The 21305-nt window shown below is 59.6% G+C and carries 20 protein-coding genes; 19 read left to right on the top strand and 1 reads right to left on the bottom strand.

Features of this window, described 5'->3' with window-relative positions; translation table 11 throughout:
- Nucleotides 1–20: 20 nt before the first annotated feature.
- The 19 genes from ROS217_RS21395 (at nt 21) to ROS217_RS21310 (ending at nt 19331) form a co-directional block, all read left to right on the top strand.
- Complete coding sequence (locus tag ROS217_RS21395; RefSeq protein ID WP_009819926.1) at nt 21–296, top strand: type IV secretion system protein VirB3; 276 nt, start codon at nt 21–23, stop codon at nt 294–296.
- Nucleotides 286–2655 carry a VirB4 family type IV secretion system protein gene (locus ROS217_RS21390; RefSeq protein WP_050766488.1) on the top strand — a complete coding sequence of 790 codons (2370 nt, stop codon included), beginning with the start codon at nt 286–288 and terminating at the stop codon, nt 2653–2655. The genes ROS217_RS21395 and ROS217_RS21390 overlap by 11 nt, the downstream gene beginning before the upstream one ends.
- A 222-nt stretch (nt 2656–2877) precedes the next feature.
- Nucleotides 2878–3909, top strand: coding sequence for a lytic transglycosylase domain-containing protein (locus tag ROS217_RS21385; RefSeq protein WP_198134948.1), 1032 nt, complete (start codon nt 2878–2880; stop codon nt 3907–3909).
- Nucleotides 3899–4708 (top strand): type IV secretion system protein, encoded by an 810-nt coding sequence (locus ROS217_RS21380; RefSeq protein ID WP_009819923.1) that lies wholly within the window; start codon nt 3899–3901, stop codon nt 4706–4708. Before ROS217_RS21385 ends, ROS217_RS21380 begins: the two co-directional genes overlap by 11 nt.
- A gap of 3 nt (nt 4709–4711) precedes the next feature.
- Nucleotides 4712–5200, top strand: a complete 489-nt coding sequence (locus ROS217_RS21375) for a hypothetical protein (RefSeq protein ID WP_151975968.1) — start codon at nt 4712–4714, stop codon at nt 5198–5200.
- Nucleotides 5201–5226: 26 nt separating this feature from the next.
- On the top strand, nt 5227–6201 hold the full coding sequence (locus tag ROS217_RS21370; protein ID WP_198134947.1) for a type IV secretion system protein: 975 nt from the start codon (nt 5227–5229) through the stop codon (nt 6199–6201).
- A 2-nt stretch (nt 6202–6203) separates the two neighbouring features.
- On the top strand, nt 6204–6848 hold the full coding sequence (locus ROS217_RS21365; protein ID WP_009819920.1) for a virB8 family protein: 645 nt from the start codon (nt 6204–6206) through the stop codon (nt 6846–6848).
- A gap of 3 nt (nt 6849–6851) precedes the next feature.
- On the top strand, nt 6852–7583 hold the full coding sequence (locus tag ROS217_RS21360; RefSeq protein WP_009819919.1) for a TrbG/VirB9 family P-type conjugative transfer protein: 732 nt from the start codon (nt 6852–6854) through the stop codon (nt 7581–7583).
- 216 nt (nt 7584–7799) lie between these two features.
- On the top strand, nt 7800–9044 hold the full coding sequence (locus ROS217_RS21355; protein WP_157046745.1) for a TrbI/VirB10 family protein: 1245 nt from the start codon (nt 7800–7802) through the stop codon (nt 9042–9044).
- Nucleotides 9045–9154: 110 nt separating this feature from the next.
- Nucleotides 9155–10165, top strand: coding sequence for a P-type DNA transfer ATPase VirB11 (gene virB11 / locus ROS217_RS21350; RefSeq protein WP_009819917.1), 1011 nt, complete (start codon nt 9155–9157; stop codon nt 10163–10165).
- A gap of 126 nt (nt 10166–10291) precedes the next feature.
- On the top strand, nt 10292–10540 hold the full coding sequence (locus ROS217_RS21345) for a FitA-like ribbon-helix-helix domain-containing protein (RefSeq protein WP_009819916.1): 249 nt from the start codon (nt 10292–10294) through the stop codon (nt 10538–10540).
- Nucleotides 10541–10543: 3 nt separating this feature from the next.
- Nucleotides 10544–10966: a type II toxin-antitoxin system VapC family toxin gene (locus tag ROS217_RS21340; RefSeq protein WP_009819915.1), complete on the top strand. Its 423-nt coding sequence runs from the start codon at nt 10544–10546 to the stop codon at nt 10964–10966.
- The gene (locus ROS217_RS21335) at nt 10963–13725 is read left to right on the top strand and encodes a class I SAM-dependent DNA methyltransferase (protein WP_009819914.1); all 2763 of its coding nucleotides are present in this window, start codon (nt 10963–10965) and stop codon (nt 13723–13725) included. Before ROS217_RS21340 ends, ROS217_RS21335 begins: the two co-directional genes overlap by 4 nt.
- 60 nt (nt 13726–13785) lie before the next feature.
- Entirely contained in the window at nt 13786–14007 is a 222-nt protein-coding gene (locus ROS217_RS21330; RefSeq protein ID WP_198134945.1) for a type II toxin-antitoxin system CcdA family antitoxin, read from the top strand.
- Nucleotides 14007–14306: a CcdB family protein gene (locus ROS217_RS21325; RefSeq protein WP_009819911.1), complete on the top strand. Its 300-nt coding sequence runs from the start codon at nt 14007–14009 to the stop codon at nt 14304–14306. Before ROS217_RS21330 ends, ROS217_RS21325 begins: the two co-directional genes overlap by 1 nt.
- Before the next feature lie 2 nt (nt 14307–14308).
- Nucleotides 14309–14455 (top strand): hypothetical protein, encoded by a 147-nt coding sequence (locus tag ROS217_RS24230; RefSeq protein WP_009819910.1) that lies wholly within the window; start codon nt 14309–14311, stop codon nt 14453–14455.
- A gap of 41 nt (nt 14456–14496) precedes the next feature.
- The gene (locus tag ROS217_RS21320) at nt 14497–15924 is read left to right on the top strand and encodes an ATP-binding protein (RefSeq protein ID WP_198134944.1); all 1428 of its coding nucleotides are present in this window, start codon (nt 14497–14499) and stop codon (nt 15922–15924) included.
- A gap of 343 nt (nt 15925–16267) precedes the next feature.
- Nucleotides 16268–18148, top strand: coding sequence for a pseudomurein-binding repeat-containing protein (locus ROS217_RS21315; RefSeq protein WP_254656506.1), 1881 nt, complete (start codon nt 16268–16270; stop codon nt 18146–18148).
- Nucleotides 18149–18266: 118 nt separating this feature from the next.
- Nucleotides 18267–19331: a GIY-YIG nuclease family protein gene (locus ROS217_RS21310; RefSeq protein WP_254656505.1), complete on the top strand. Its 1065-nt coding sequence runs from the start codon at nt 18267–18269 to the stop codon at nt 19329–19331.
- Between the two features lie 42 nt (nt 19332–19373).
- On the opposite strand, the gene ROS217_RS21305 is transcribed toward ROS217_RS21310, so the two are convergent.
- Entirely contained in the window at nt 19374–21305 is a 1932-nt protein-coding gene (locus ROS217_RS21305; protein WP_009819906.1) for a type IV secretory system conjugative DNA transfer family protein, read from the bottom strand.

The raw sequence follows: 21305 nt of genomic DNA, 5'->3' as shown, positions 1-21305 counted from the left end.
GACAGGCCGCAGAGACCTCCATGCGCGACACACCACTCTTTCTGGGGCTGACCAAGCCGCCACGGATATTCGGTCTCCCGATTGGATATTTCGTGGCGCTGGTCTTCGCATCCGTGATCCCTTTCATTCTGGTTGACGACATGCGGTTCCTGCTGGTTTTCCTCGCGGGCTACCCACCGCTTTGGCTGGTCGCAGACCGCAATCCACATCTGTTTCAGATTTTGAACGTGGTGATGTCGCGTACACCGCGAACGAGTGTGCGATCCGGTGATGGGGGCGATCTCTATGTCGCGTGAGTTTCGGGGGTTGATTGCCAGCAGCGCTGTTCGGGATGCACTTGGGGACAAGGTTTTGAAAGCCGAGCGTCTCGGGCGGCACCTACCTTACATTGCTGCGGTGCGAGACAATGTCATCCTGACGCGGCAGGGTGATCTGATGGCGTCGGTCACGCTTGGCGGGATCGACAGCTTCACCAGCGATGACGCCTGGATCGGTGAGATCAGTGAAGGCTTTGCCCGGATCGTCAGTCAGTTGGGCGAGCGTTTCGGTTTCCACATCAACAAGGTATCACGCCCGGACGCCGCGGACCTTGCTGCGCCTGACGGCATGCCCTTTGCAAGTGCGGTAGACGCGGCGTGGCAGAGAAGCCTGCGCGCACGTGAGCTGAAAGCCCGCACCTTGATGCTGACAGTGTTGATGCGTCCGTCGATGCCGCAGGCATTCTCGAAGGTTCTGGGCGCCCTTGGCGGCGGCCGCGATTTCCAGAAAGACATCGATACGAGAATTGTTGCCCTGGAAGAGGCCATGACCCTGCTCATGGCGATGTATTCCGATGCAGGTGCAGCGCGCCTGACAGTCTCGAGCGGGGACTGGCTTGCAGTGTTGGCCGCGGTTCACGGACAGAGCTACGGCAAGATCATCGCGGCCCCCGGGCAACTGTTGGCTGACACGATGAGCAATTTCGACGTCAGCTTTCAAGGCAAAACCATGCGGCTGGAAAGCGGCGACAGCGCACGATACGGCGCGATTTTCGGGATAAAATCCTATCCCAGTCGCACCTGGCCAACCATGCTTGATGCGTTGGAACTGCCCTATGACATCACGATCACCAACTCTTTCACGCCGCGGCGCGCCAATGAGATGGTTGAGCGCATTCAACGCACCTTTCGTCAGCGGGGTGCCTCCGAAGATGCTGGTGTCAGCCTGACAGAGCAATTGATCGAAGCCGCCGACGCCGTGGCATCCGGCCGGTCGACCTTTGGGACACACCATGCATCCGTGCAGGTCTTCTGTGATAGCGCCGAGGAACTGGAACAGGCAGCTTCCGAGATCTGGCGGGCGGGGCAAGAGACCGGTGCCGTTCTGGTAAGGGAATCTTGGGCCGCAAAGGCACTCTATTTCGCACAAGCGCCGGGAAACTGGGCCTACCGGATCCGTGACGGGATCGTTTCGTCGCACAATTTCGCGGAACTTGCGGCGTTTCATAAGACAAGGCCAGGGCGCGGACCTGAGGCCAGCCCATGGGGCAAGACGATCACGGCCTTCCCGACCGTGACCTCCAGCCTCTACCGGTTCAACTTTCACGAAGCGGGGCGCCGGACCGATGAACCAAGCGTCGGGCACACGCTTGTTCTGGGCCGCACCGGGTCCGGCAAGACACTCGGCACGGCTTTTCTCATGGCACAGGCCCGAAGAGTGGGTGCGCGAGTCATCGTTTTCGACAAGGATCAGGGGTTGGAGATGGCGATCCGCGCTTTGGGTGGCAGCTACAGCGAAATCAAGGTGGGCCAGCCCACCGGCTTTAACCCGATGACCACGGAGACCGATGCGCGGGGGGCCGCCTGGCTGACAGATTGGCTCGGCGACATTCTGGCCCGTCACCGTCCATTTGAGACGGTCCAGACCGCAGCACTGAACGAGGCGGTTCGTCAGATCGCCGCCGCGGAGCCAGGCCTCAGAACCTTCGACGGTTTGGCAAGTCTCGTGGCCTCTACCGATGATGATGGCGACCTGGTGTCCCGCGTACGGGAATGGACAGAAGTCGGCCGGTACGGTTGGCTTTTCTCAAGGCCCAGTGCCCAGTCGATTGCCATTGGCGAGGATGTCCTTGGTCTCGACATGACCGAACTTCTGGACCAGGACGCAGAACGCTCCGCCCTGCTCGCCTATCTCTTCCGCCGTATCGAGCGCGTGATCGAGGATCGCAGACCAACAATCATTGTGATCGACGAGGCGTGGAAGATGTTGGCTGACGATATCTTCGTCAAGCGCCTCCATGACTGGCTGGTTACCATGCGCAAGCGCAACTGCGTGGTGATGATGTTGACCCAGACACCGGGCCATCTGGACCAAAGTTCGGTCGGCCAGATCATCGCGGAAAGTGTGGCAACCCAGATCCTGTTTCCCAATCCACGGGCAAATCCGGAGGATTACAGCATCCTGCGCCTGAACGCGCGCGAGGCGGATTTTCTTTCCAGCCCGACAGCCGGGTTGCGGCTGGCATTGATCCGTTCCGGCGCCGACAGCGTGTTCGTCAATACCGATCTCGCAGGCTTGGGCGGCCTGGTTACTGTTCTTGGTGGCGGCAAGACCGGCGAGGAAAAGGCGCCTGCTGATTGGCGCAAGAAAGAAGAATTCTGGAAGGACATGATGTGAAAGCACGATTTTTTCTGTTGGTCGCCACGACGGTCCTGAGCGCTTGCGAAGGTGCATCAACAGGCGTGCGATCGCCCTGTTTTGAGCGGCCCGTTATGGCGTTCTCGGCCCCTGCTCCCGACCTTGTTTCACGGAATGCGCATTGTGATTTCCAGAGCTTCTAGAATGGCGATTCCGTTGGCCTTGGGTCTTGGGTCGCTTGCCTCCGCGCAGGGCGTGCCAGTGATCGATGGCTCCAACCTTGCCCGCGCTGTGTCTCGCGTCGAAGAGCTCGCACGCGACGCCTTGCGACAGGGCCAGAAGCGCGACACCCGCCAGGAACAAGCGGATATCTATCAAGAGCAGCTTGAAGCCTATGAGCGTTTCCTTGCGGAGACCACCGGTGTCACCGACCTGAGTGGGTTCGAGGCTGGTGGGCCCGGCTGGGCGAGCGCTGCAGAGACTTACCCAGCCCAGGAAGATCATCCTGATGCCGATCGCCTCTTCGGTGAGCCAAGCGACGTGGAGCGCATGATCATCACGGTGGCGCGGCGCTATGAGGGTCATCCCGGTGTTGCGGCCGCCGGTCTGACGCCACTGACATGGCGTATCCTGTTTCAGTCACTGATCAAGCAGGAAAGTCGTTTCAACAATGCAGCCGTCTCCCACGTGGGTGCGCGCGGTTTTTGCCAGCTGATGCCGGGCACAGCATCGGATCTCGGTGTGAACCCGTATGATCCTTGGGAAAACCTGGACGGTGGCGCACGCTACATTCTCACGCAACTGAACCGCTTCGGTCGGATCGATCACGCTCTGGCGGCCTATAATGCAGGCCCCGGCCGTGTTCTCGAATATGGTGGTGTGCCTCCTTTCGAGGAAACCCAGACCTACATCCGGCGCATCAACGGCTATTACAACGACTATCTTGGCACCATCACCGGCGTCGACATGACGGGGTCACTGGCGGGCTTCGATGGTGCCTCGGCCGCCTGGGGCTACTGGGCGGATGCCTCGGTCGGCTATGGCGCCTACATGGGCACCCAGATCGATCAGGCCATGACGAGGATCGCGGCGCTTTTGCGTGAAGATCCGCCCCGTAACGCAAAAGAGGCGCTGGACCGCTCCACCTATATGCTTGCTGAACGGGCGCGGCTCATGGCGCTGACGCTGCGTCTGCGCGCGACCCACGTGAAAGTCGAAGCGGCACAAGGTTTGACCGAGGCCGCCGATCACCTAGAGCAATCCACTTTCTGGAGGTATTCCGATGAGGGCTGACACCCGCATTGCCGCAATTATTGTCGCGGGCACTCTCATGGCGGCACACCCGCCCCCTGCCCTCGCTCAGGGTGTGCCTGTGATCGATGGATCGAACCTCGCGCAGAACATCGAGCAGCTGCAGGCCGCGCTGCGCGATGCGGAAAACCAGCTCCAGCAAATCGAGGAATTGCGCACCCAGATCGAGCGCCTCACTGATATTCAGGGCCTTCTTGATGACGTCCTGGGTTCAATTACCGGCCTGAATGAAATCGCAGCCCTCTACAACGATGTGGAGGACCTGCGTGCCCGTGCCCAGAAGATCACCGATCTATCGGGTTTCATGGACAGTCTGTCGCTCGGGGATTTTGACAGCCTGCTGGACGATCTGCTCGATGGCGACGTCACCATGGGTGAGCGCCGCGCCGCAGATGCCATGCGCGAGACCATGGCCAGTGCGGGGTTCAACTCGGAAAAGCTCACCGAGCTGAACGACGCCGGGAACCCGCAAGGCGCTGCCATAGCCGATCTGGCGGCTGCCAATGCCATGGTTATCGGGCAAGCCCAAATTTCCTACGAGGAAGCCGCCCAGAGCATCGAGCGTATCGATGGGCTGGTGGAAGCGATTGGCGATCAGGAAACGCTCAAGGAATCGATCGATCTCAACACGCGTATGGCCGCGGAGACGAATTACATGCTGGGCCAGATGTGGCGCCTGAATGCCGCCCAAGGCTTGGCGCAAGGTCAAAATGGCATCGATTTCGCGGCCGAGCAGGCCCGCACACGCTCCTTTTTTGATTTTTCCGGCGCTGAGGACTGACCCTTGAATACATCACTCAAAGCAGTTGCAGTTTTCATCGCCCTAGCAGGCAGTGCCTGGGCGGAAGACTTGCAAGACCTGCCCGACGATACGTTGCTCGGGGAGGTCGTCACTGCCACCGAAAATGGGGAGGAAGAACGCCTCCTCGATCTGATGCGCGAGGTACAGGCAAGAGGGCTCTTGATGTTCCCGAAGCCGCAAACCTGCACATTCAGCTATCCGGACACTGATTTTTTCGGCAACGAGATTTTCCGTGGAGCGGTTCGATGGGGCTTTGGCACTGACCTGAGAGAGCTAGCAATGTCGCAGGGCTTCTGCGGCTGCATCTATGATCTCGGGTCGCTCGATGCGTTCACAACTGAACGGGTCGACAAGCCTGCGCATGCGCTCACAGCGGCGGATTTCAATACCATGCGCCGGTATCGAAATGCTGAGTGGAATACCATTGATCAACGGTATGCAACCTTTCGCAAAGAAAGCTGTGGCTCGTAATGGCGATCATCGCGGACGTATTGACTATGGTCGACGCGACTGTGGCAGGTGTCGCAGCTGATACCTATGACAACACCGTTGCAGCTGTGCGCCCCGTGGTGCGAGCAGCGTCCGTATTAGTAACGATCCTCGTTGGTGCCAATTTGCTGATCCAAAGCGTTGAACTTACGCGTGCAACGATCGTCGCCCTTGGTCTGCGTTTGGCGTTGGTGAACGTGTTCCTGACCTTCGCGAACCTCTCTGTCCCCTATGACGCTTTGACAAACGCCCCGGCGGAGCTCGGCGCTGGGATACTGAACTCACTGTCAGGCGGCACAGTTGGGAACCTTTATGATGGAATCGACGATCTCTACTCCCAAGCCCTGAATGTCGGACAGGTGATCAGCCAGAATGGAGGCTGGCTGGCCGGTGCCATGACCAGCGTGGTCATGTTTCTTGTGGCCGCCGCCATGGCGACGATCACCATCATCGTTCTGTCGGCTGCCAAGATCATGTTGGCGGTATTGATCGCCATCGCACCAGTGGCCGTGGCCTGCACATTGTTCAAACAATCCGCGCCGCTGTTCGAGGCCTGGGTCAAACTCGCCATCGGTTTTTCCTTTGTGCCGCTTTTCGTGGCTGCCATGGCAGGATTTACCATTGCCACTGGCAACGCCGTCGCGCCGGGGAGCCTCGACAGCGTCGAAACACTCGGGGACGCGATTTCGTTCGTCGTGGTGATGATGATCGGCGCCGGCCTGATGTTGCTCGTGCCAACTTTCGCGCAAGGGCTTGCCGCCACGAACATCGGCCTCGCCTCGATCGGTGCAAATGCCGCGCGGATGCCGGGGAACGCGTGGCGCAATACCGGTGCCACGATCCGGGGCGGCGATGACATGCGACGGGGCTTCAACGCAGGAGTTCAGGGACAGGGCGTCTCCGACCGATCATCCAGCGCGGCCCGTGCCGGGAGCTATGCGGGCGGTGCGGTCAAGCTCGCCGGAAAGATGAAGAAGGGATAGTCATGAGTGGTTTCGATATCGATTTGGTGATGGGTCCGCGCCGGGCAGCGCGCGCCGCATGGATCGTTGCGGGCTGTTCCTGCGCCGTATCCGTGCTGTTGGCTCTGACCATTACGGTTATGTTGCCCCTGCGCGAAACCGAAGTGTTTACGGTCCTCGTCGACAGCACGTCGGGTGCAGCAGAACGCATCTACCAGGTTCAGCCGACCGGTATCACCGATGAGGAAGCGATCAAGGAATCCCTGCTTGTCAGCTATATCAGCGACCGCGAAAGCTATTTTAGAAACGGCATTCAAGAACGGCTCGAAAGTGTCCAGCGGCGCTCCAGCGGGCCAGCGCGCGCCTCGCTGATAGAACTCTGGACCACGGGGTCCGAGAATTATCCACCACGCAGCTATGGCGCGAATGCGCAGGTCGATGTCCGCGTGCGGGCGATCACCTTCCTGCAAGACGAAGTGGCCCAGATCCGGTTCGACAAACGCCTCACCCGACCCAACCAGACCCCCGTCACGCAAACATTCATCGCCACCGTAGGGTTTGAATTTGCCCCCCGCCGCGAACGCTCCCTGACACGCGTTTGGGAAAATCCCCTTGGCTTCTCGGTGACCGCTTACCGGGTCGATGCCGAAACACTGACACGAGAATAATTCATGAAATCCTTTCTTCTTGCCATCGCAACGGTCTGGGGATTGCTCGCAACGCCCGCATGGGCCGAGCGTGCACCGGTCACCATGGGTCAGGACGCCCGCGTTCGCCACGTGACCTTCAACCCTACGGATGTGATCCGGATCGACACCCACCTTCGGGTAAACACGTCAATCGAACTCGGTCCCGGCGAACGGATCAATCAAGTCCTGATCGGTGACTCCGCGTCCTATGAAGTGGAGGTTCTGTCAAACCGCAATACGATCTCGATCAAGCCTGTCGAGGCACGGGCTGCGACAAACCTGACGATCTTTACCAACCGCCGCGCTGTCGCCTTCTATCTGACAGAGGGACGCTCGCGGACACAGTCTTTCCGGGTCGTCGTAAACTTTCCCGACGAGCGACCCGCCGGGCGCCAGCTTGCGGCTGGAGGCCGAGATACCGGCTATCAGTTCGCGGGCAGCGGTGCGATCCGCCCGGTGCGGGTCTGGAATGATGGGCGCTCGACCTTCTTTGAATTCCGGCCCGGCGTGCGGCCCTCGATCTTCGGCTTGAACGCCCAAGGCTACGAGATCACCCAGAACAGCCAGACCCAAGGTGCGGTCGTGAGGGTCACCGGCGTGCGGGACGCCTACACGATCCGTATGGGCGACGATCATATCTGCATTATCCGCGAGACAGGTGGATTCACGACCGAGGCTGCTGCCGTGGCCGCCCTGCGTGGACGGGAGTTCTGATCATGAGCGACGGGAAAGCCGGGGAAAAGGAATACAGTTTCGCGCCCAGGCGGCGTGCATCTCTCGGGCTGAGACTTGGGTCTGGGTGCGCTCCTATTGGCGGGAACGGCCATAATTGCCTACCCGCTTGTGCAAGGCAGCGGCATCACTTCTGCCGTTGAAACATCGAAAGCCGACGACTTTCAGGATCAGGTCGACGGCGACGGGTTTGGCCGCATGACAGCCGACGCTGAACCGACCGGACAAAGATCGGAGCCGAGGTTCGATCCCGGACCAATCGAGGATGAACTCGCGGCGCAGCGCCAAGCCCTCGAGGAACAGAACGCCAAGCTTGCGAGCGACGTGGTCGCCCTACAAGCCCAGTTGTCAAGACTGGCCGAGGCCCCTGCCCCCGACAATTCCGCCGAGCTGGCCGAAGCGCTGCGCTCGGTCCAGGAACAGAACACGGCGCTCATCGCCCAGATGCAAAGCGAGATGGACACCCGGTTGGCAGAAGCCGATCTTGAAGCGCAAAAACGTCTCGCTGATGAGGTTGCCGCACGCGCGCGTGTTGCCGATGGCCGGATGGAGCAGTTGATGGAGCAAATGCTCGGACTGCAGCGCCAGAACGACGCCCTGCAACAGCAGATCGATGACGGTATGAGTGACGCTCTACGCGCGCAAACCGAGCGGGATCAGCTCGCTGCCGAGGAAGCCGCGCGACGGGCTGAACTGGACCGTCGGCGTGCCGAGGCGGCGGCGCTGCGCAACACACAAATCCGGTCCGAAGGGGTGATCTTTGATGCGGGCGGCCAGACGGGCAGTCCGGCATCTGACCCTGAGAGGGGACCTGCGGTCGGAGATGCAGCGGCGCGCGCCTTCGTGTTGGACGGTGCCCTGCCCGTTCAAGTCGCGACAGCGGAGGTTATCGCCAATCCTTCCAATACGGTGCTGCAGGGCACGCTCATTCAAGCGTCACTGGAAACCGCCATCGAATCCACATTGCCCGGACAGATTACCGCCATCGTTAACTACCCGGTCTGGAGTTTCGATCAGTCCCGCGTTCTCATTCCCGAAGGCTCCCGCCTCTTCGGGACCTATAATTCGAATGTCTCTTTGGGCCAGGCCCGCATTCTGGTTGGCTGGTCACGCATCGTCACACCCGAGGGGCAATCGGTTCAGCTCGCCGCATTTGGCGCGGACGATCAGGGCCGCTCGGGCGTGACGGGCTCCGTGAACTCCCGCTTTGGGCTGCGCTTTGGCACAGCCGCATTGCTCTCGATCATCGGCGCAGGACCGGCAATCGCCGCATCCGAGGCCAGCTCCGAGACCGGATCAGAAATTGCCGAGGATGTCGCGGGCAGTTTTACGCAAACCACCGATGCGGTGATCGGCGAATATGCCACCCTGCCTCCGGTTATCTCGGTCCAGCCAGGTGCTGCGATCAGTGTGATCGTCGACCGTGATCTCGAGTTCTATTGAGTGCGTTTCAGGTTCGACAAAATAATCATGTGCCGAAACACGCGTTCGACCGAAGGGAGAGGCCGCGTGTCTCAAAACAACACAAACCTGAAACGCACAGGCGGCCAGCCATGAACCCGTCGGCAGAAAAAACCAGTTTTCTTTCGACCTATCTAAAACCTCTGGCTGCACCGCTCTCCGATCCCTGCGTGGTCGAAATAGCGGTCAATCCCGATGGAAAGGTCTGGGTGGAAACCCGGGGGGCTGAGCATATGGTCGGCCTCGAAGGTGTGTTTTTCTCCCCTTCCCAAGCTCGGGACCTTGCAACATCCATTGCCAGCGCCACCCACGGACAGATCAGCGAGAAAAAGCCGCTCGTCTCCGGCAAGATCGAGATGAACGGCAAGCCGATCCGGGCACAGGTCGTCTATCCACCGGTCGTGGATGGCGGGCCGTCGATCACCTTGCGCCGCTACAGTGAAGACCAACTCACCTTGGGCGACATCGGTCTGTTGCACGGTGCACTGGTGGACCTGGACGCCGAACGACAGGAAAAAGCCGAACGGGTGATCGCGCTGACCCAAGCGGGGGATATTCGAGCCGCCATGAAACTCTGCATCGATGAGCGGTTGAACATCATGATCAGCGGCGGGACGTCCACGGGCAAAACGACTTTTGCCCGGGCACTTCTCGCGCTGGTGACCGAGGCGGAACGTATCGTGACCATCGAGGACGCATTCGAGCTCTTTCCTCCACAGCCCAATCGCGCGATGCTCAAGGCTGACCGTATCCCCTCAAGTGAACGCACCGCGGCCAAATTGCTGGAGACCTCTTTGCGCATGCGTCCTGACCGGATCATTCTTGGCGAATTGCGCGGCGATGAGTGCAAGACCTTCCTCGACGCGATCAACACCGGCCATTCCGGCTCTTTCACCACAATTCACGCAGATACGGCGCAAAAGGCGCTCGACCGCCTTGCCCTCATGGTCATGTCTGTGGGCATCAATATGAGTTTTGAGGAGGTAAGGCGCTATGCCGCCTCCAGCATCGATGTCGTGGTGCAGCTTGGGCGCAAGGACGGACGGCGCGGGGTCGAACAGGTGTGGGTGCCTGGTATCGAAAAATCAGAAGTGACCAGCTGAAGGATGTTTGGAAGCGTGCGCATTGAGTACTTTCGGACGGTAATCTCTCCCGTCTTGCTACAACATAAGCGCGTTTGCACTTGATCGCATTGATTGCGATGATTACACTCCTCTCAGGAGGATATCATGGCAAGCATTACCATCCGGAACCTTGACGATGACGTGAAGCGCCGCCTTCGCATCCGCGCGGCCGAACATGGCCGTTCAATGGAAGAGGAGGCACGAGAAATCTTGCGCCATGTCGTCGGCGAAGCGAAGCCCTCCCACGATCTTGCCGCGGCCATCCGCGCACGGGTCGCACCTCTGGGTGGCGTCGATCTCGACCTTCCGCAGCGTGAGGCCATGCGTGAACCGCCCGCATTTGATCGGGCCTGAAGCATGATCATCCTCGACACGAATGTCATCTCCGAGCTTTTGCGCCCGGCCCCGGAGCCCAAGGTCGAACACTGGTTGTCGGCCCAGGACGGGCTCAACGTCTACCTGACCTCGATATCGGAGGCGGAGCTGCGCTATGGCCTCGCGATCATGGGGAACGGCAAGCGCCGCGCCGCGCTGGTTGACGCCGTGGACCGTATCCTGCGGGAAGACCTTGCCGGTCGCATTCTGCCCTTCGACAGCGACGCCGCGCAGGCCTACGCCACCATCGCCGCCGCACGTCGCGCCGCCGGGCGGCCAATTGCCCAGGCCGATTGCCAGATCGCCTCCATTGCCCACGCCTGCGGCGCCACCGTCGCCACGCGCAATACGCCTGACTTCGAGGGCTGCGAGATCGACCTGATCAACCCCTGGACAGCCGCATGAACGCCGTTGAAATCGAACAAGCCGTTTCCGAACTCGCCGAGCAGCCCTTTGACGCGGCCGAATTCCCTTATGCCTTCCTCTTGGCCTTCGGCAACAAGGACACGACGATCAAGCGGCTGCGCACCGGCGCGTCGAACAAGTCCGACTTTGATGGCCCTTGGGGCGGCGTCCTGCAAACCAACAACATCCACCTTGCCACCTGCGCGCCGGGCAACATCGCGGCGACCCTGACCGCCCTTCGCGACAGCCCCGCGACCACCCGCGCCAAGGCGAAGTTCATCCTCGCCACCGATGGTATCGACCTCGAGGCCGAGGATATCACCACCGGCGAAACCATCGCCTGCCGCTACACCGATTTCCCCGACCATTTCGGCTTCTTCCTGCCGCTCGCCGGTATCTCCACCGTCAAGCAAATCCGCGAAAGCGCCTTTGACATCCGCGCGACCAGCCGCCTCAACCGGCTCTATGTCGAGCTGATCAAGGACAATCCCGACTGGGGCAGCGCTGACAAACGCCACGACATGAACCACTTCATGGCGCGGCTGATCTTCTGTTTCTTCGCCGAAGACACCGACATCTTCGTCAGCGACAACCTGTTCACCGCCACCATCGACCAGATGGCCAACCGCGACGGGTCCAACACGCACGAAGTCATCGGCGAGATTTTCCGCGCGATGAACACCGCCATACCCAAACGCGCCGAGGCCAAGCTGCCCCGTTGGGCTGACGCCTTTCCTTACGTGAACGGCGGTCTCTTCTCGGGCAGCACCGATGTGCCGCGCTTTTCCAAGATCGCGCAGCGTTACCTGTCCCATATCGGCAGCCTCGACTGGACGCAGATCAACCCCGACATATTCGGGTCCATGATCCAGGCCGTCGCGGATGAGGAGGAGCGCTCGGTCCTCGGCATGCACTACACCTCCGTGCCGAACATCCTGAAGGTGCTGAACCCGCTCTTGCTCGATGACCTGCGCGCAGAGCTGGAGTCGGCGGGCGACAACGCGCGCAAGCTGGCCAATCTGCGCGCGCGCATGGCCAAGATCCGCGTCTTCGATCCCGCCTGCGGGTCGGGCAACTTCCTTGTCATCGCCTACAAGGAAATGCGCAGCCTTGAGTATGAGATCAACAAGCGCCGGGGCGAGCCGCTGCGCCGCACCGACATTCCCCTGACCAACTATCGCGGGATCGAGCTGCGCGACTTCTCGGCCGAGATCGCGCGGCTGGCGCTGATCATCGCGGAATACCAATGCGACGTGCGCTATCGCGGCCAGAAAGAGGCGCTGGCCGAGTTCCTGCCGCTGGACGCGCAGAACTGGATCACCTGCGGCAACGCGCTGCGGCTGGACTGGCTGTCGGTCTGCCCGCCCACGGGGACGGGGGTGAAGTTTCAGGCCGATGACCTGTTCATGTCGCCGCTGGATCAGGCGCAGATCGACTTCGCGAACGAGGGGGGCGAGACCTATATCTGCGGGAACCCGCCTTATCTGGGGAGCCAGTGGCAAAGCACAGAGCAGAAAGAGGATTTGCAGCGCATTTTCGACGGGCGCACGAAAAGCTGGAAATCGCTCGACTATGTCGCAGGCTGGTTCATGAAGGCCGCCGATTACGGGCTGCACACGCCCACCGTCTCGGCCTTCGTGTCCACCAACTCGGTCTGTCAGGGGCGACAGGTCGCAACCCTATGGCCACTAATTTTCGAGACAGAACACGAGATCGCCTTTGCCCATACCAGTTTCAAATGGGCGAACCTTGCCAGCCATAATGCAGGTGTGACCGTTGTGATCGTTGGCATTGCAAATCGCCCGGGTCCGGTGCGGAAGCTGTTTAACTTGGCCGATGATGGTGGCGCAGTGGTCAAGGATGCTGATAACATCAACGCTTATTTGGTGGCGGCGGCAAACATCACCGTGAGCGCAGCCCCAAAACCGCTAGGCGGTCAAAATGCTATGAGTTTTGGCAACATGCCGAACGAAGGCGGCCACCTTCTGTTGAACGCATCACAGGCAGAAGAAGTGATTGAGCGCTACGGTGTGCCGCGCAAATTCATTCGTCCGTTTGTCGGATCGCAGGAGTTTATTCGAGGTAACGAACGACGTTGCGTATGGGTAACAGATGAAGATCTCGACGAGGCTAATTGTGTAGAGTGGCTGAAAGAACGTTTTGCCGCAGTGAAGCAACAGCGCAAGAAATCGGATCGAGCAACAACCAAGGCGCTGGCAGCGACGCCCCATCGCTTTGGGGAAGTGCGGCAAACAGGTTCGGAAACAGTGATTATTGTCCCGAGCGTGTCATCTGAGAGCCGCCCATATCTTCCTTGCGGTTATTCAGCTCCCGGTAGCATTGTATCAAATCTCGCTTTCGCCCTCTACGACGCGCCGCTTTGGAATATGGCCCTGATCGCCTCGCGCTTGCATCTGGTCTGGATCGCGACGGTCTGCGGGAAAATGAAAACCGATTTCCGCTATTCCAACACCCTTGGCTGGAACACCTTCCCCGTCCCCAAACTGACCGAAAAGAACCGCGCCGACCTGACAGCGGCGGCGGAAGGCATCCTTCTGGCCCGCGAGGCGCATTTCCCCGCCACCATCGCCGATCTCTACAACCCCGAGAAAATGCCCGCCAACCTCCGCGCCGCGCATGACCACAACGACGAGGTGCTGGAACGCATCTACATCGGCCGCCGCTTCCGAAACGACACCGAGCGGCTGGAAAAACTGTTCGAGATGTATACGCGGATGACGACCAAGGTGAGCGCCTGACCTTTGCCATAGCCCGGATGTGTGCTATGAATGCGCATGATCGGCCCACAGGAGGCACCCATGACCAAACGCGCCACAAACCTGACCATCGACCCCGCCCTGCTGGACGAGGCGCGCAGCCTGAACATCAACCTGTCCGCCACGTTCGAGGCCAGCCTGCGCGAGGCCGTGCGTGCGCGCAAGGCCGCCGCTTGGCTGGAAGAAAACCGTGCCGCGATCCAAAGCTCGAATGACTGGGTGGAAAAGCACGGGCTGCCGCTTGAACGCTACCGGCAGTTCTGATGGCGCAATATGACGTGTTCCCGAACCCTACGGGCGATGGCTATATGCTGGATGTGCAGAACGACCTGCTGGAAGGGCTGAACGTGCGCACGGTGGTGCCGCTCTTGCCGCAAGGCAATGCCCCCATCGCCGCCAGCCGTCTGAACCCGGTGTTCGAGATCGAGGGGGCAACGCATCTGATGATGACGCAATACATCGCCGCTGTCCCGGCCAGCATTTTGAAAGCCCCGGTCGGGGATTTGTCCGAAAACTTCGACGCGGTCACATCCGCGCTCGACATGTTGTTTCACGGGTTTTGATCATGGCTCAGGTTCCTTCCATCTCTGTCAAATACGCCGCCAATGGCAGCTCGACCAGGTCGAACGAGCTAGGCATGCGCGCGATGCAGGAACGCGCCTATGACAAACTCTGCCCGGGCGTGGTGGCTCAGAAAGTGAACACGCGATGACCCTTGACCCTGTCATGAGCGCCGAACGCACCCGCAGGCTGGTGGATGATCTGCGCGCCAAACCAGCGGAAACCACCTGGATCGAGTTCAAGGAAAACAATGCTGACGGGCCGTTGATCGGCAAGCTGATCTCGGCCTTGTCCAATGCCGCACGGCTGGCCGATCAGCACTTTGCCTATGTGGTCTGGGGGGTGAGAGACGGTGATCATGCGGTTGTCGGCACGAGTTTCGAGCCGACCGTGAAGAAGGAGAAGGGGCAGCCGCTCGAATTGTGGATTGCGAACCACCTGTCGCCAAGCATCGAGTTTCGGTTCGAAGAAGTCGATCACGATGGGGGGCGCCTGATCCTGCTAACTATCCCCGCCGCCGCAACCGCCCCGGTAGAATTTGACCGCACAGCCTATTTGCGCATCGGCAGCGCCACGCCGCGCCTGTCCGACCATCCAGAACGCCTGCGCGCCCTCTGGGCCAAGTTGCAACCCTACGCTTGGGAGACAGGGGTCGCAGCGCAGTTCCTAACCGGCGACGACGTTCTTGAGCGGCTGAATTACGCCAACTACTTCGATCTTACGGGCCAGCCCTTGCCGGATAACAGGCAGGGGATCTTCGACAGGCTATTGGCAGATCGCCTGATCCAGAAAGATGTAAGCGACCGTTGGAACATCACCAATCTGGGTGCAATCCTGTATGCCAAGAAACTTGCCGATTTCGGCCCCTCTGTAGAGCGCAAAGGCGTCCGTTTCGTGGCCTATGCTGGCACCGGACGTGCAGATGACGTGAGTCACCGCCAGGATGGCCAGCGCGGCTATGCAGCGGGTTTTCAGGGTTTGGTGGACTATATCGACGGTCTTCTGCCCCGCAACGAACTGATTGGTAAAGCGTTCCGCGAGGAGCGACCGCTTTACCCGTCGATCGCGATCCGCGAATTGATCGCCAACGCATTGATCCACCAAGACATGACAATCACCGGTGCAGGACCACTCATCGAGTTGTTCAATGATCGAATGGAAATCACTAATCCGGGCGCCCCCTTGGTTAGCCCCGACCGGTTTTTGGACTCGCCGCCGCGTTCCCGAAATGAAGCCCTTGCGTCGTTGATGCGGCGGATGAAACTTTGCGAAGAACAAGGCACCGGCATCGACAAGGTGATCTCGGCGGTTGAGCTACACCAGTTGCCGCCACCGGATTTCCGCATGGAGGGTGACGCAGTGCGCGTAGTTCTGTTTGCACCACGCCGCTTTGCGGACATGACACCGGAAGAAGCCGTGCGAGCGTGTTACCAACATGCTGCGCTCAAATACGTGGGCGGACAGAAGATGACGAACGCGACACTTCGGGAGCGGCTTGGCATCGACGACCAGAACGCTGCGCAGGCGTCGCGGGTTATTCGCGCAACGCTGGATACTGGTCTGATCCGTCCTGCGGATGCTGAACGCCCTCGGGCCGGATATGTCCCCTCATGGGCGTGACAGGGACAACATTTGATCGGGTTTTGATTGTGCGTATGTAGGCTAGAGGGCGTAAATTGGAAAATACATATAAATCATACTGTTACGATAGGCAGGGTGCGGTATCGCTACTTGATCGGGTTTTGATTGCCTGCCCCAAAGCGAATGATTCCGCGCCCCTCAGAAGGAAAACATCATGACACAGCAGGTTCCTTCCGTCTCTGTCAATTACGCGGCCAATGGAAGCTCGACCAAATCGAACGAGCTTGGCATGCGCGAAATGCAAGAGGGTGCCTATGAGAAGCGGGGCGAGCAATACCTGCTGATCAAGTCGCCCCCGGCCTCGGGCAAGAGCCGCGCGCTGATGTTCATCGCGCTCGACAAGCTGCACAATCAGGGCCTGCGCCAGGCCATCGTCGTGGTGCCGGAAAAGTCCATCGGGTCCAGCTTCAACGACGAGCCGCTGAGCAAGTACGGCTTCTGGGCAGACTGGACCGTGCAACCGCAATGGAACCTATGCAACGCTCCCGGCGGGGATGACGGCAAGGTCGGCGCTGTCGGCAAGTTTCTGGCGAGCGACGACAAGATTCTGGTCTGCACCCACGCGACCTTTCGGTTCGCCGTGGACAAGTTCGGGATTGAAGCGTTTGATGATCGGCTCATCGCGGTAGACGAGTTTCACCACGTCTCTGCCAACCCTGATAACAAGCTGGGCACGCATCTGGGCGCACTGGTCGCGCGCGACAAGGTGCATCTGGTTGCGATGACCGGGTCCTATTTCCGCGGCGATGCCGAAGCCGTTCTGTCGCCCGAAGATGAGGCAAAGTTCGATACCTTCACCTATACCTACTATCAGCAGTTGAATGGTTACAAATACCTCAAGACGCTCGACATCGGGTATTTCTTCTATTCCGGGTCCTATGCGGACGACATCCTCAAGGTTTTGGATCCGACCGAGAAGACAATCCTTCACATCCCGAACGTGAACTCGCGCGAAAGCACCAAGGACAAGCATCGCGAGGTCGAGCATATCATTGACGCCCTGGGCGATTGGCAGGGAGCGGATCCCATCACAGGCTTTCAGCTGGTCAAGACGCCCGACGAGCGAGTCTTACGCATCGCCGATCTGGTGGACGACGAGCCATCCAAGCGTGACAAGGTTTCCGCCGCGCTGAAAGACTCCACGCAGAAGAACAACCGCGATCATGTCGACATCATCATCGCCCTGGGTATGGCGAAAGAAGGGTTCGATTGGATCTGGTGCGAACACGCCCTGACGGTGGGTTATCGCGCCAGCCTGACGGAGATCGTGCAGATCATCGGCCGCGCCACCCGCGATGCCGAGGGCAAGACCCGAGCGCGGTTCACCAACCTTATCGCGGAGCCCGACGCCGCGGCCGAAGCCGTGACCGAGGCAGTCAACGATACACTGAAGGCGATCGCTGCAAGCCTGCTGATGGAGCAGGTGCTGGCCCCACGTTTCAACTTCACGCCCAAGACCGTGAAAAGTGGCCCTGTCGAAGGGTTCGATTACGGCGAGGGCGGCTATGACCCCAACAAAGAGAACGTTGGCTTCAGCGAGGCCAGCGGGCAGTTCCAGATCGAAATCAAAGGTCTGGTCGAACCCAAGAGCAAGGAAGCCAAACGCATCTGTCAGGAGGACCTCAACGAAGTCATCACAGCTTTCGTTCAGGACAAGACCACGATCGAGCGCGGGCTCTTCGATGAGGAGCTGGTGCCGGAGGAACTGACGCAGGTCCGCATGGGCAAGATTGTCGGTGCCAGGTTCCCAGAGCTAGATGCAGAGGATCAGGAAGCGGTGCGCCAACACGCAGTTGCTGCGCTGAACCTGACCCAGAAGGCGAAAGAGATCGCGCTGTCGAACCGCGATGACACAGAAACAACCGGCAATACCGCCTTGATCGACGGGGTGCGCAAATTCGCAATGGACGTGCGCGAACTCGACATCGATCTGATTGATCGCATCAACCCGTTCGGCGAAGCCTACTCGATTCTGGCAAAGACGATGAGCGAGGAAAGCCTTCGGCAGGTCCAGGCCGTCATCTCTGCGAAAAAGGTGCAACTGTCACCGGACGAGGCGCGAGATCTGGCGAAACGCGCCGTCAAGTTCAAGCAGGAGCGGGGCCGTCTGCCTTCCATCACATCGCCTGATCCGTGGGAAAAGAAAATGGCCGAAGGCGTGGCCTATCTCGCGCGCATGAAGCAGGAGGCTGCCAATGGCTAAGAGTTTCACCGACGAAGATGATGCCCTCCTTGCTGAGCTTGGCGTCGAGGTCGAGGTCAAGAAGCAGCTCAGCCGCACACCACGCGAAGAACGCATCATCGCAGGTTTTGAGGAAATCTTGCGATTTGCAGATGAGCATGGCCGGCCTCCCCAGCACGGGGAGGATCGTGATATCTTTGAACGCCTCTACGCCGTGCGTCTTGATCGGATCCGCGACTTGCAGGAATGCCGCGACCTCCTTGCCCCACTTGACGAGCAGGGTCTCCTAGCAAACACCCCTACGCCCTCAGCATCAGACTCCGATGACCTCGATGACGATGCCCTCCTCGCCGAACTGGGCGTGGAAGTTGCTAAATCACCCCTCACGGAATTGAAGCATGTCCGGTCAACAGCCGAGAAAAAGGCTGCCGATGAAGTCGCAAACCGCGAGAAATGCGAGGATTTCGCGACGTTCAAACCCTTGTTTGAGCAGGTCCAGAAAGAACTGGATAGCGGCTTGCGCGAAACTCGCCCGTTCGAGATGAAAGCCGAGATCGAGAAGGGACGCTTCTTCATTGTCAGTGGTCAAAAAGCCTATGTCGCCGACAAGGGCGAGACCATCACCAACGAGCAAGGTCGCACGGATGCGCGTCTGCGGGTGATTTTCGACAACGGGACCGAGAGCAACATGCTGATGCGCTCGCTTCAGCGCGCGTTGAACAAGGACGACGCCGGACGGCGGATCACCGACCAATCGGCAGGGCCACTTTTTTCCGATCAGACAATCGATGGTGACGAGGCGAGCGGGACAATTTATGTGCTTCGCAGCAAGTCCGATCATCCACTTGTGGCCGAAAATCGCGACCTCGTACACAAGATCGGCGTCACCAATATGAGCGTTGAAAAGCGGATCGCTGGCGCACATCTGCAACCAACGTTTCTGATGGCGAACGTCGAGGTGGTTGCGACTTATGAACTCTACAACATCAACCGGACAAAACTGGAGAACCTGATCCATCGCATCTTCGAGCCCGCGCGGCTCGAGATCGAAATCATGGATCGCTTTGGTAGGCCCGTGATTCCGAGGGAGTGGTTTCTTGTGCCAATATTCGCGATAAAGGATGCAGTTGAACGGATCAAGGACGGGACGATTTCGGGCTATGTCTATGACCCGAAACAGGCGCGATTGGTATCTGTCTCATAGCTGGCGCATGGCAGAACAGCACAGCCACATTCGATTTCCAGATCATCCCCTCGCCTTTGCGTCCGAAGAGCGCGCCCGACCACCGAAACGTGTTTTCTTTGGCTTTGCCCTCGCGGCTTCTGCGTATCCCTGTAGCGCTCCTGTATAGGTCTGGATCGCAGTCTCGAATTCCTTGTCGCCCATGGAGATCGCCGCGGGTGCCGCGGGTTCTGGTTTCTCGAGGGTGATTTTCTTCGGCCTGTTCGAGACTGGCGCTGCAGCAGGAGGATAGGGCAAGGCATGCCCCTGCCGTGCTTTGTCGATCTCCTCAAAATGCCGGTCCGCATAGTAACGGATGTGATCCGCCTTGATGGGATATTGCCCCTCGGGCAGGACAAGGACCTTGTCGAGCGGGAAACGCAGCAATTCAGCGGGGGATACCAGCGCCCGTTCTTCCGAGCGACGGCTGATATTTGCGCTTTCCGAGAGCTTGCGCACGGTTGCCTGTGATCTGGTCTTGCCCACGATCGTGCGCTTGCCCAGGGCTGCGGACAGCACGTCGGCGGTGCGATCATCCTGCGGGGTCATGTAAATCTGTACACCCGCACCGGCCTGTAGCGCACGGCGGTCGGTTTCGCCGTAGATGCCCTCAAGACCGGGGATCGACTGCGAGATGATAAAGAGCCGCCCGCCATAGGAGCGGATCGTCTTTATGCTCTGCAAGACCAGGGGTTGTTTGCCCAGTTGGTCGAATTCATCCATCAGGAACATGACGGGATGTGGCTCGTCCGGTCCGGGATGCGCGCGCTGCAGACATGCGATGGCATCGGCGAACAGGAGCCGGATCAGGGGGGCCAGTGTTTTCAGGTGTTCCGGCTGCACAACAATATAGAGCGACTGTGGCTCTCGTCGGAACGTCCCGAAGTCGAAATCGCTTGCCTGTGTTGCCCGGTCCACCGCCGGATCGAGCCAGAGCTCCAATCCGGCCCCGCGGATCACACTGACATAGGAATCGAGAATCTTGTCCACTTCGTCGGCCATGCTCAGGAAAATCTCTGCCACCACCGGGTTTGCGGTCTGCATCGCGGCCCGTTTGTAGAATTCCTTTTTATTGCCGCCGCCAGTCATGATCCGCAGCGCCTCACCGATCGTCGGCTTGCCGGTCTCGATGGCGTAGAGGCAAGACGCCACGAACAGGCTGCGTCCGGCCTGGAAAAAGCTCTGCGCGTTCACGCTTTCGACGATGAGGAACAAATCCGCCATGGTGTTGACGGCGGTGTATTGCTGCTCGGGGCTGGGCAGATCGGCAATGCGCTGGAGAGGATTGAACCGGTGCGTGCGGGTCAGGACGGGCCCGTTCTTGCCCTCGGGCTGAACGTAGTCATAAGGCGAAAAGTACCAGACCTGATTGTTCAGCGCCTTTTGGCGGTGGATGGATGTCTTCTCGAAATTCTCGCCCTTGACGTCGAGGATCACGGCACTGCCCTGGAAGTGCAAAAGGTTCGGCAAAACGAAGCCTACCCCTTTGCCCCGGCCCGTTGGCGCGATCATCATTGCGTGTGGGAAGCGATCTGGCGTGGCCGACACGAAAGGCGCGCGGGACGCAGGTGACCCGAGCTTGCCGAACAGAAAGCCGTTCTGGGAAAGAGACGCCGACATACGGTTGCGGCGGAGCTCGGGACGCGACTGGAAATGCGCATCATCATAATCGGTGAGCGACCCGCGATGAACGGATGTCGCTCCTGTCGCCGCCAGAAGCAGGGCAGGAAGTGCCGTGATGAGCCACGCAGTATGTTCCACAGCAGGGTTTGCCTTGATCCGTGGATCAGACAGATTGAGCAGCCAAAGTTCGAAAATATCGAACCCACCCAGGTCTTCGCCAAACCGCGCCATCAGATAGAGCGTGGCGATCGCGGCACCGATCCAGGTGCCAACACCGAGACCGAGCAGGATGGCGATCGGATACCGCCAACGGCTTTCCATTGCATGCAGCAT

This window comes from Roseovarius sp. 217 (assembly GCF_000152845.1).
Classification (GTDB): domain Bacteria; phylum Pseudomonadota; class Alphaproteobacteria; order Rhodobacterales; family Rhodobacteraceae; genus Roseovarius.
This window is presented reverse-complemented; position numbering and strand designations above follow the sequence as displayed.

Coding starts and splice junctions, on each gene's coding strand:
- ROS217_RS21380 (WP_009819923.1), top strand. CDS start 3,899: ATGAGGGCTGACACCCGCATTGCCGCAATTATTGTCGCGGGCACTCTC.
- ROS217_RS21360 (WP_009819919.1), top strand. CDS start 6,852: ATGAAATCCTTTCTTCTTGCCATCGCAACGGTCTGGGGATTGCTCGCA.
- ROS217_RS21305 (WP_009819906.1), bottom strand. CDS start 21,305: ATGCTGCATGCAATGGAAAGCCGTTGGCGGTATCCGATCGCCATCCTG.
- ROS217_RS21325 (WP_009819911.1), top strand. CDS start 14,007: ATGGCGCAATATGACGTGTTCCCGAACCCTACGGGCGATGGCTATATG.
- ROS217_RS21390 (WP_050766488.1), top strand. CDS start 286: ATGTCGCGTGAGTTTCGGGGGTTGATTGCCAGCAGCGCTGTTCGGGAT.
- ROS217_RS21370 (WP_198134947.1), top strand. CDS start 5,227: ATGGTCGACGCGACTGTGGCAGGTGTCGCAGCTGATACCTATGACAAC.
- ROS217_RS21340 (WP_009819915.1), top strand. CDS start 10,544: ATGATCATCCTCGACACGAATGTCATCTCCGAGCTTTTGCGCCCGGCC.
- ROS217_RS21315 (WP_254656506.1), top strand. CDS start 16,268: ATGTTCATCGCGCTCGACAAGCTGCACAATCAGGGCCTGCGCCAGGCC.
- ROS217_RS21395 (WP_009819926.1), top strand. CDS start 21: ATGCGCGACACACCACTCTTTCTGGGGCTGACCAAGCCGCCACGGATA.
- virB11 (WP_009819917.1), top strand. CDS start 9,155: ATGAACCCGTCGGCAGAAAAAACCAGTTTTCTTTCGACCTATCTAAAA.
- ROS217_RS21345 (WP_009819916.1), top strand. CDS start 10,292: ATGGCAAGCATTACCATCCGGAACCTTGACGATGACGTGAAGCGCCGC.
- ROS217_RS21365 (WP_009819920.1), top strand. CDS start 6,204: ATGAGTGGTTTCGATATCGATTTGGTGATGGGTCCGCGCCGGGCAGCG.
- ROS217_RS21335 (WP_009819914.1), top strand. CDS start 10,963: ATGAACGCCGTTGAAATCGAACAAGCCGTTTCCGAACTCGCCGAGCAG.
- ROS217_RS21330 (WP_198134945.1), top strand. CDS start 13,786: ATGACCAAACGCGCCACAAACCTGACCATCGACCCCGCCCTGCTGGAC.
- ROS217_RS21355 (WP_157046745.1), top strand. CDS start 7,800: ATGACAGCCGACGCTGAACCGACCGGACAAAGATCGGAGCCGAGGTTC.
- ROS217_RS24230 (WP_009819910.1), top strand. CDS start 14,309: ATGGCTCAGGTTCCTTCCATCTCTGTCAAATACGCCGCCAATGGCAGC.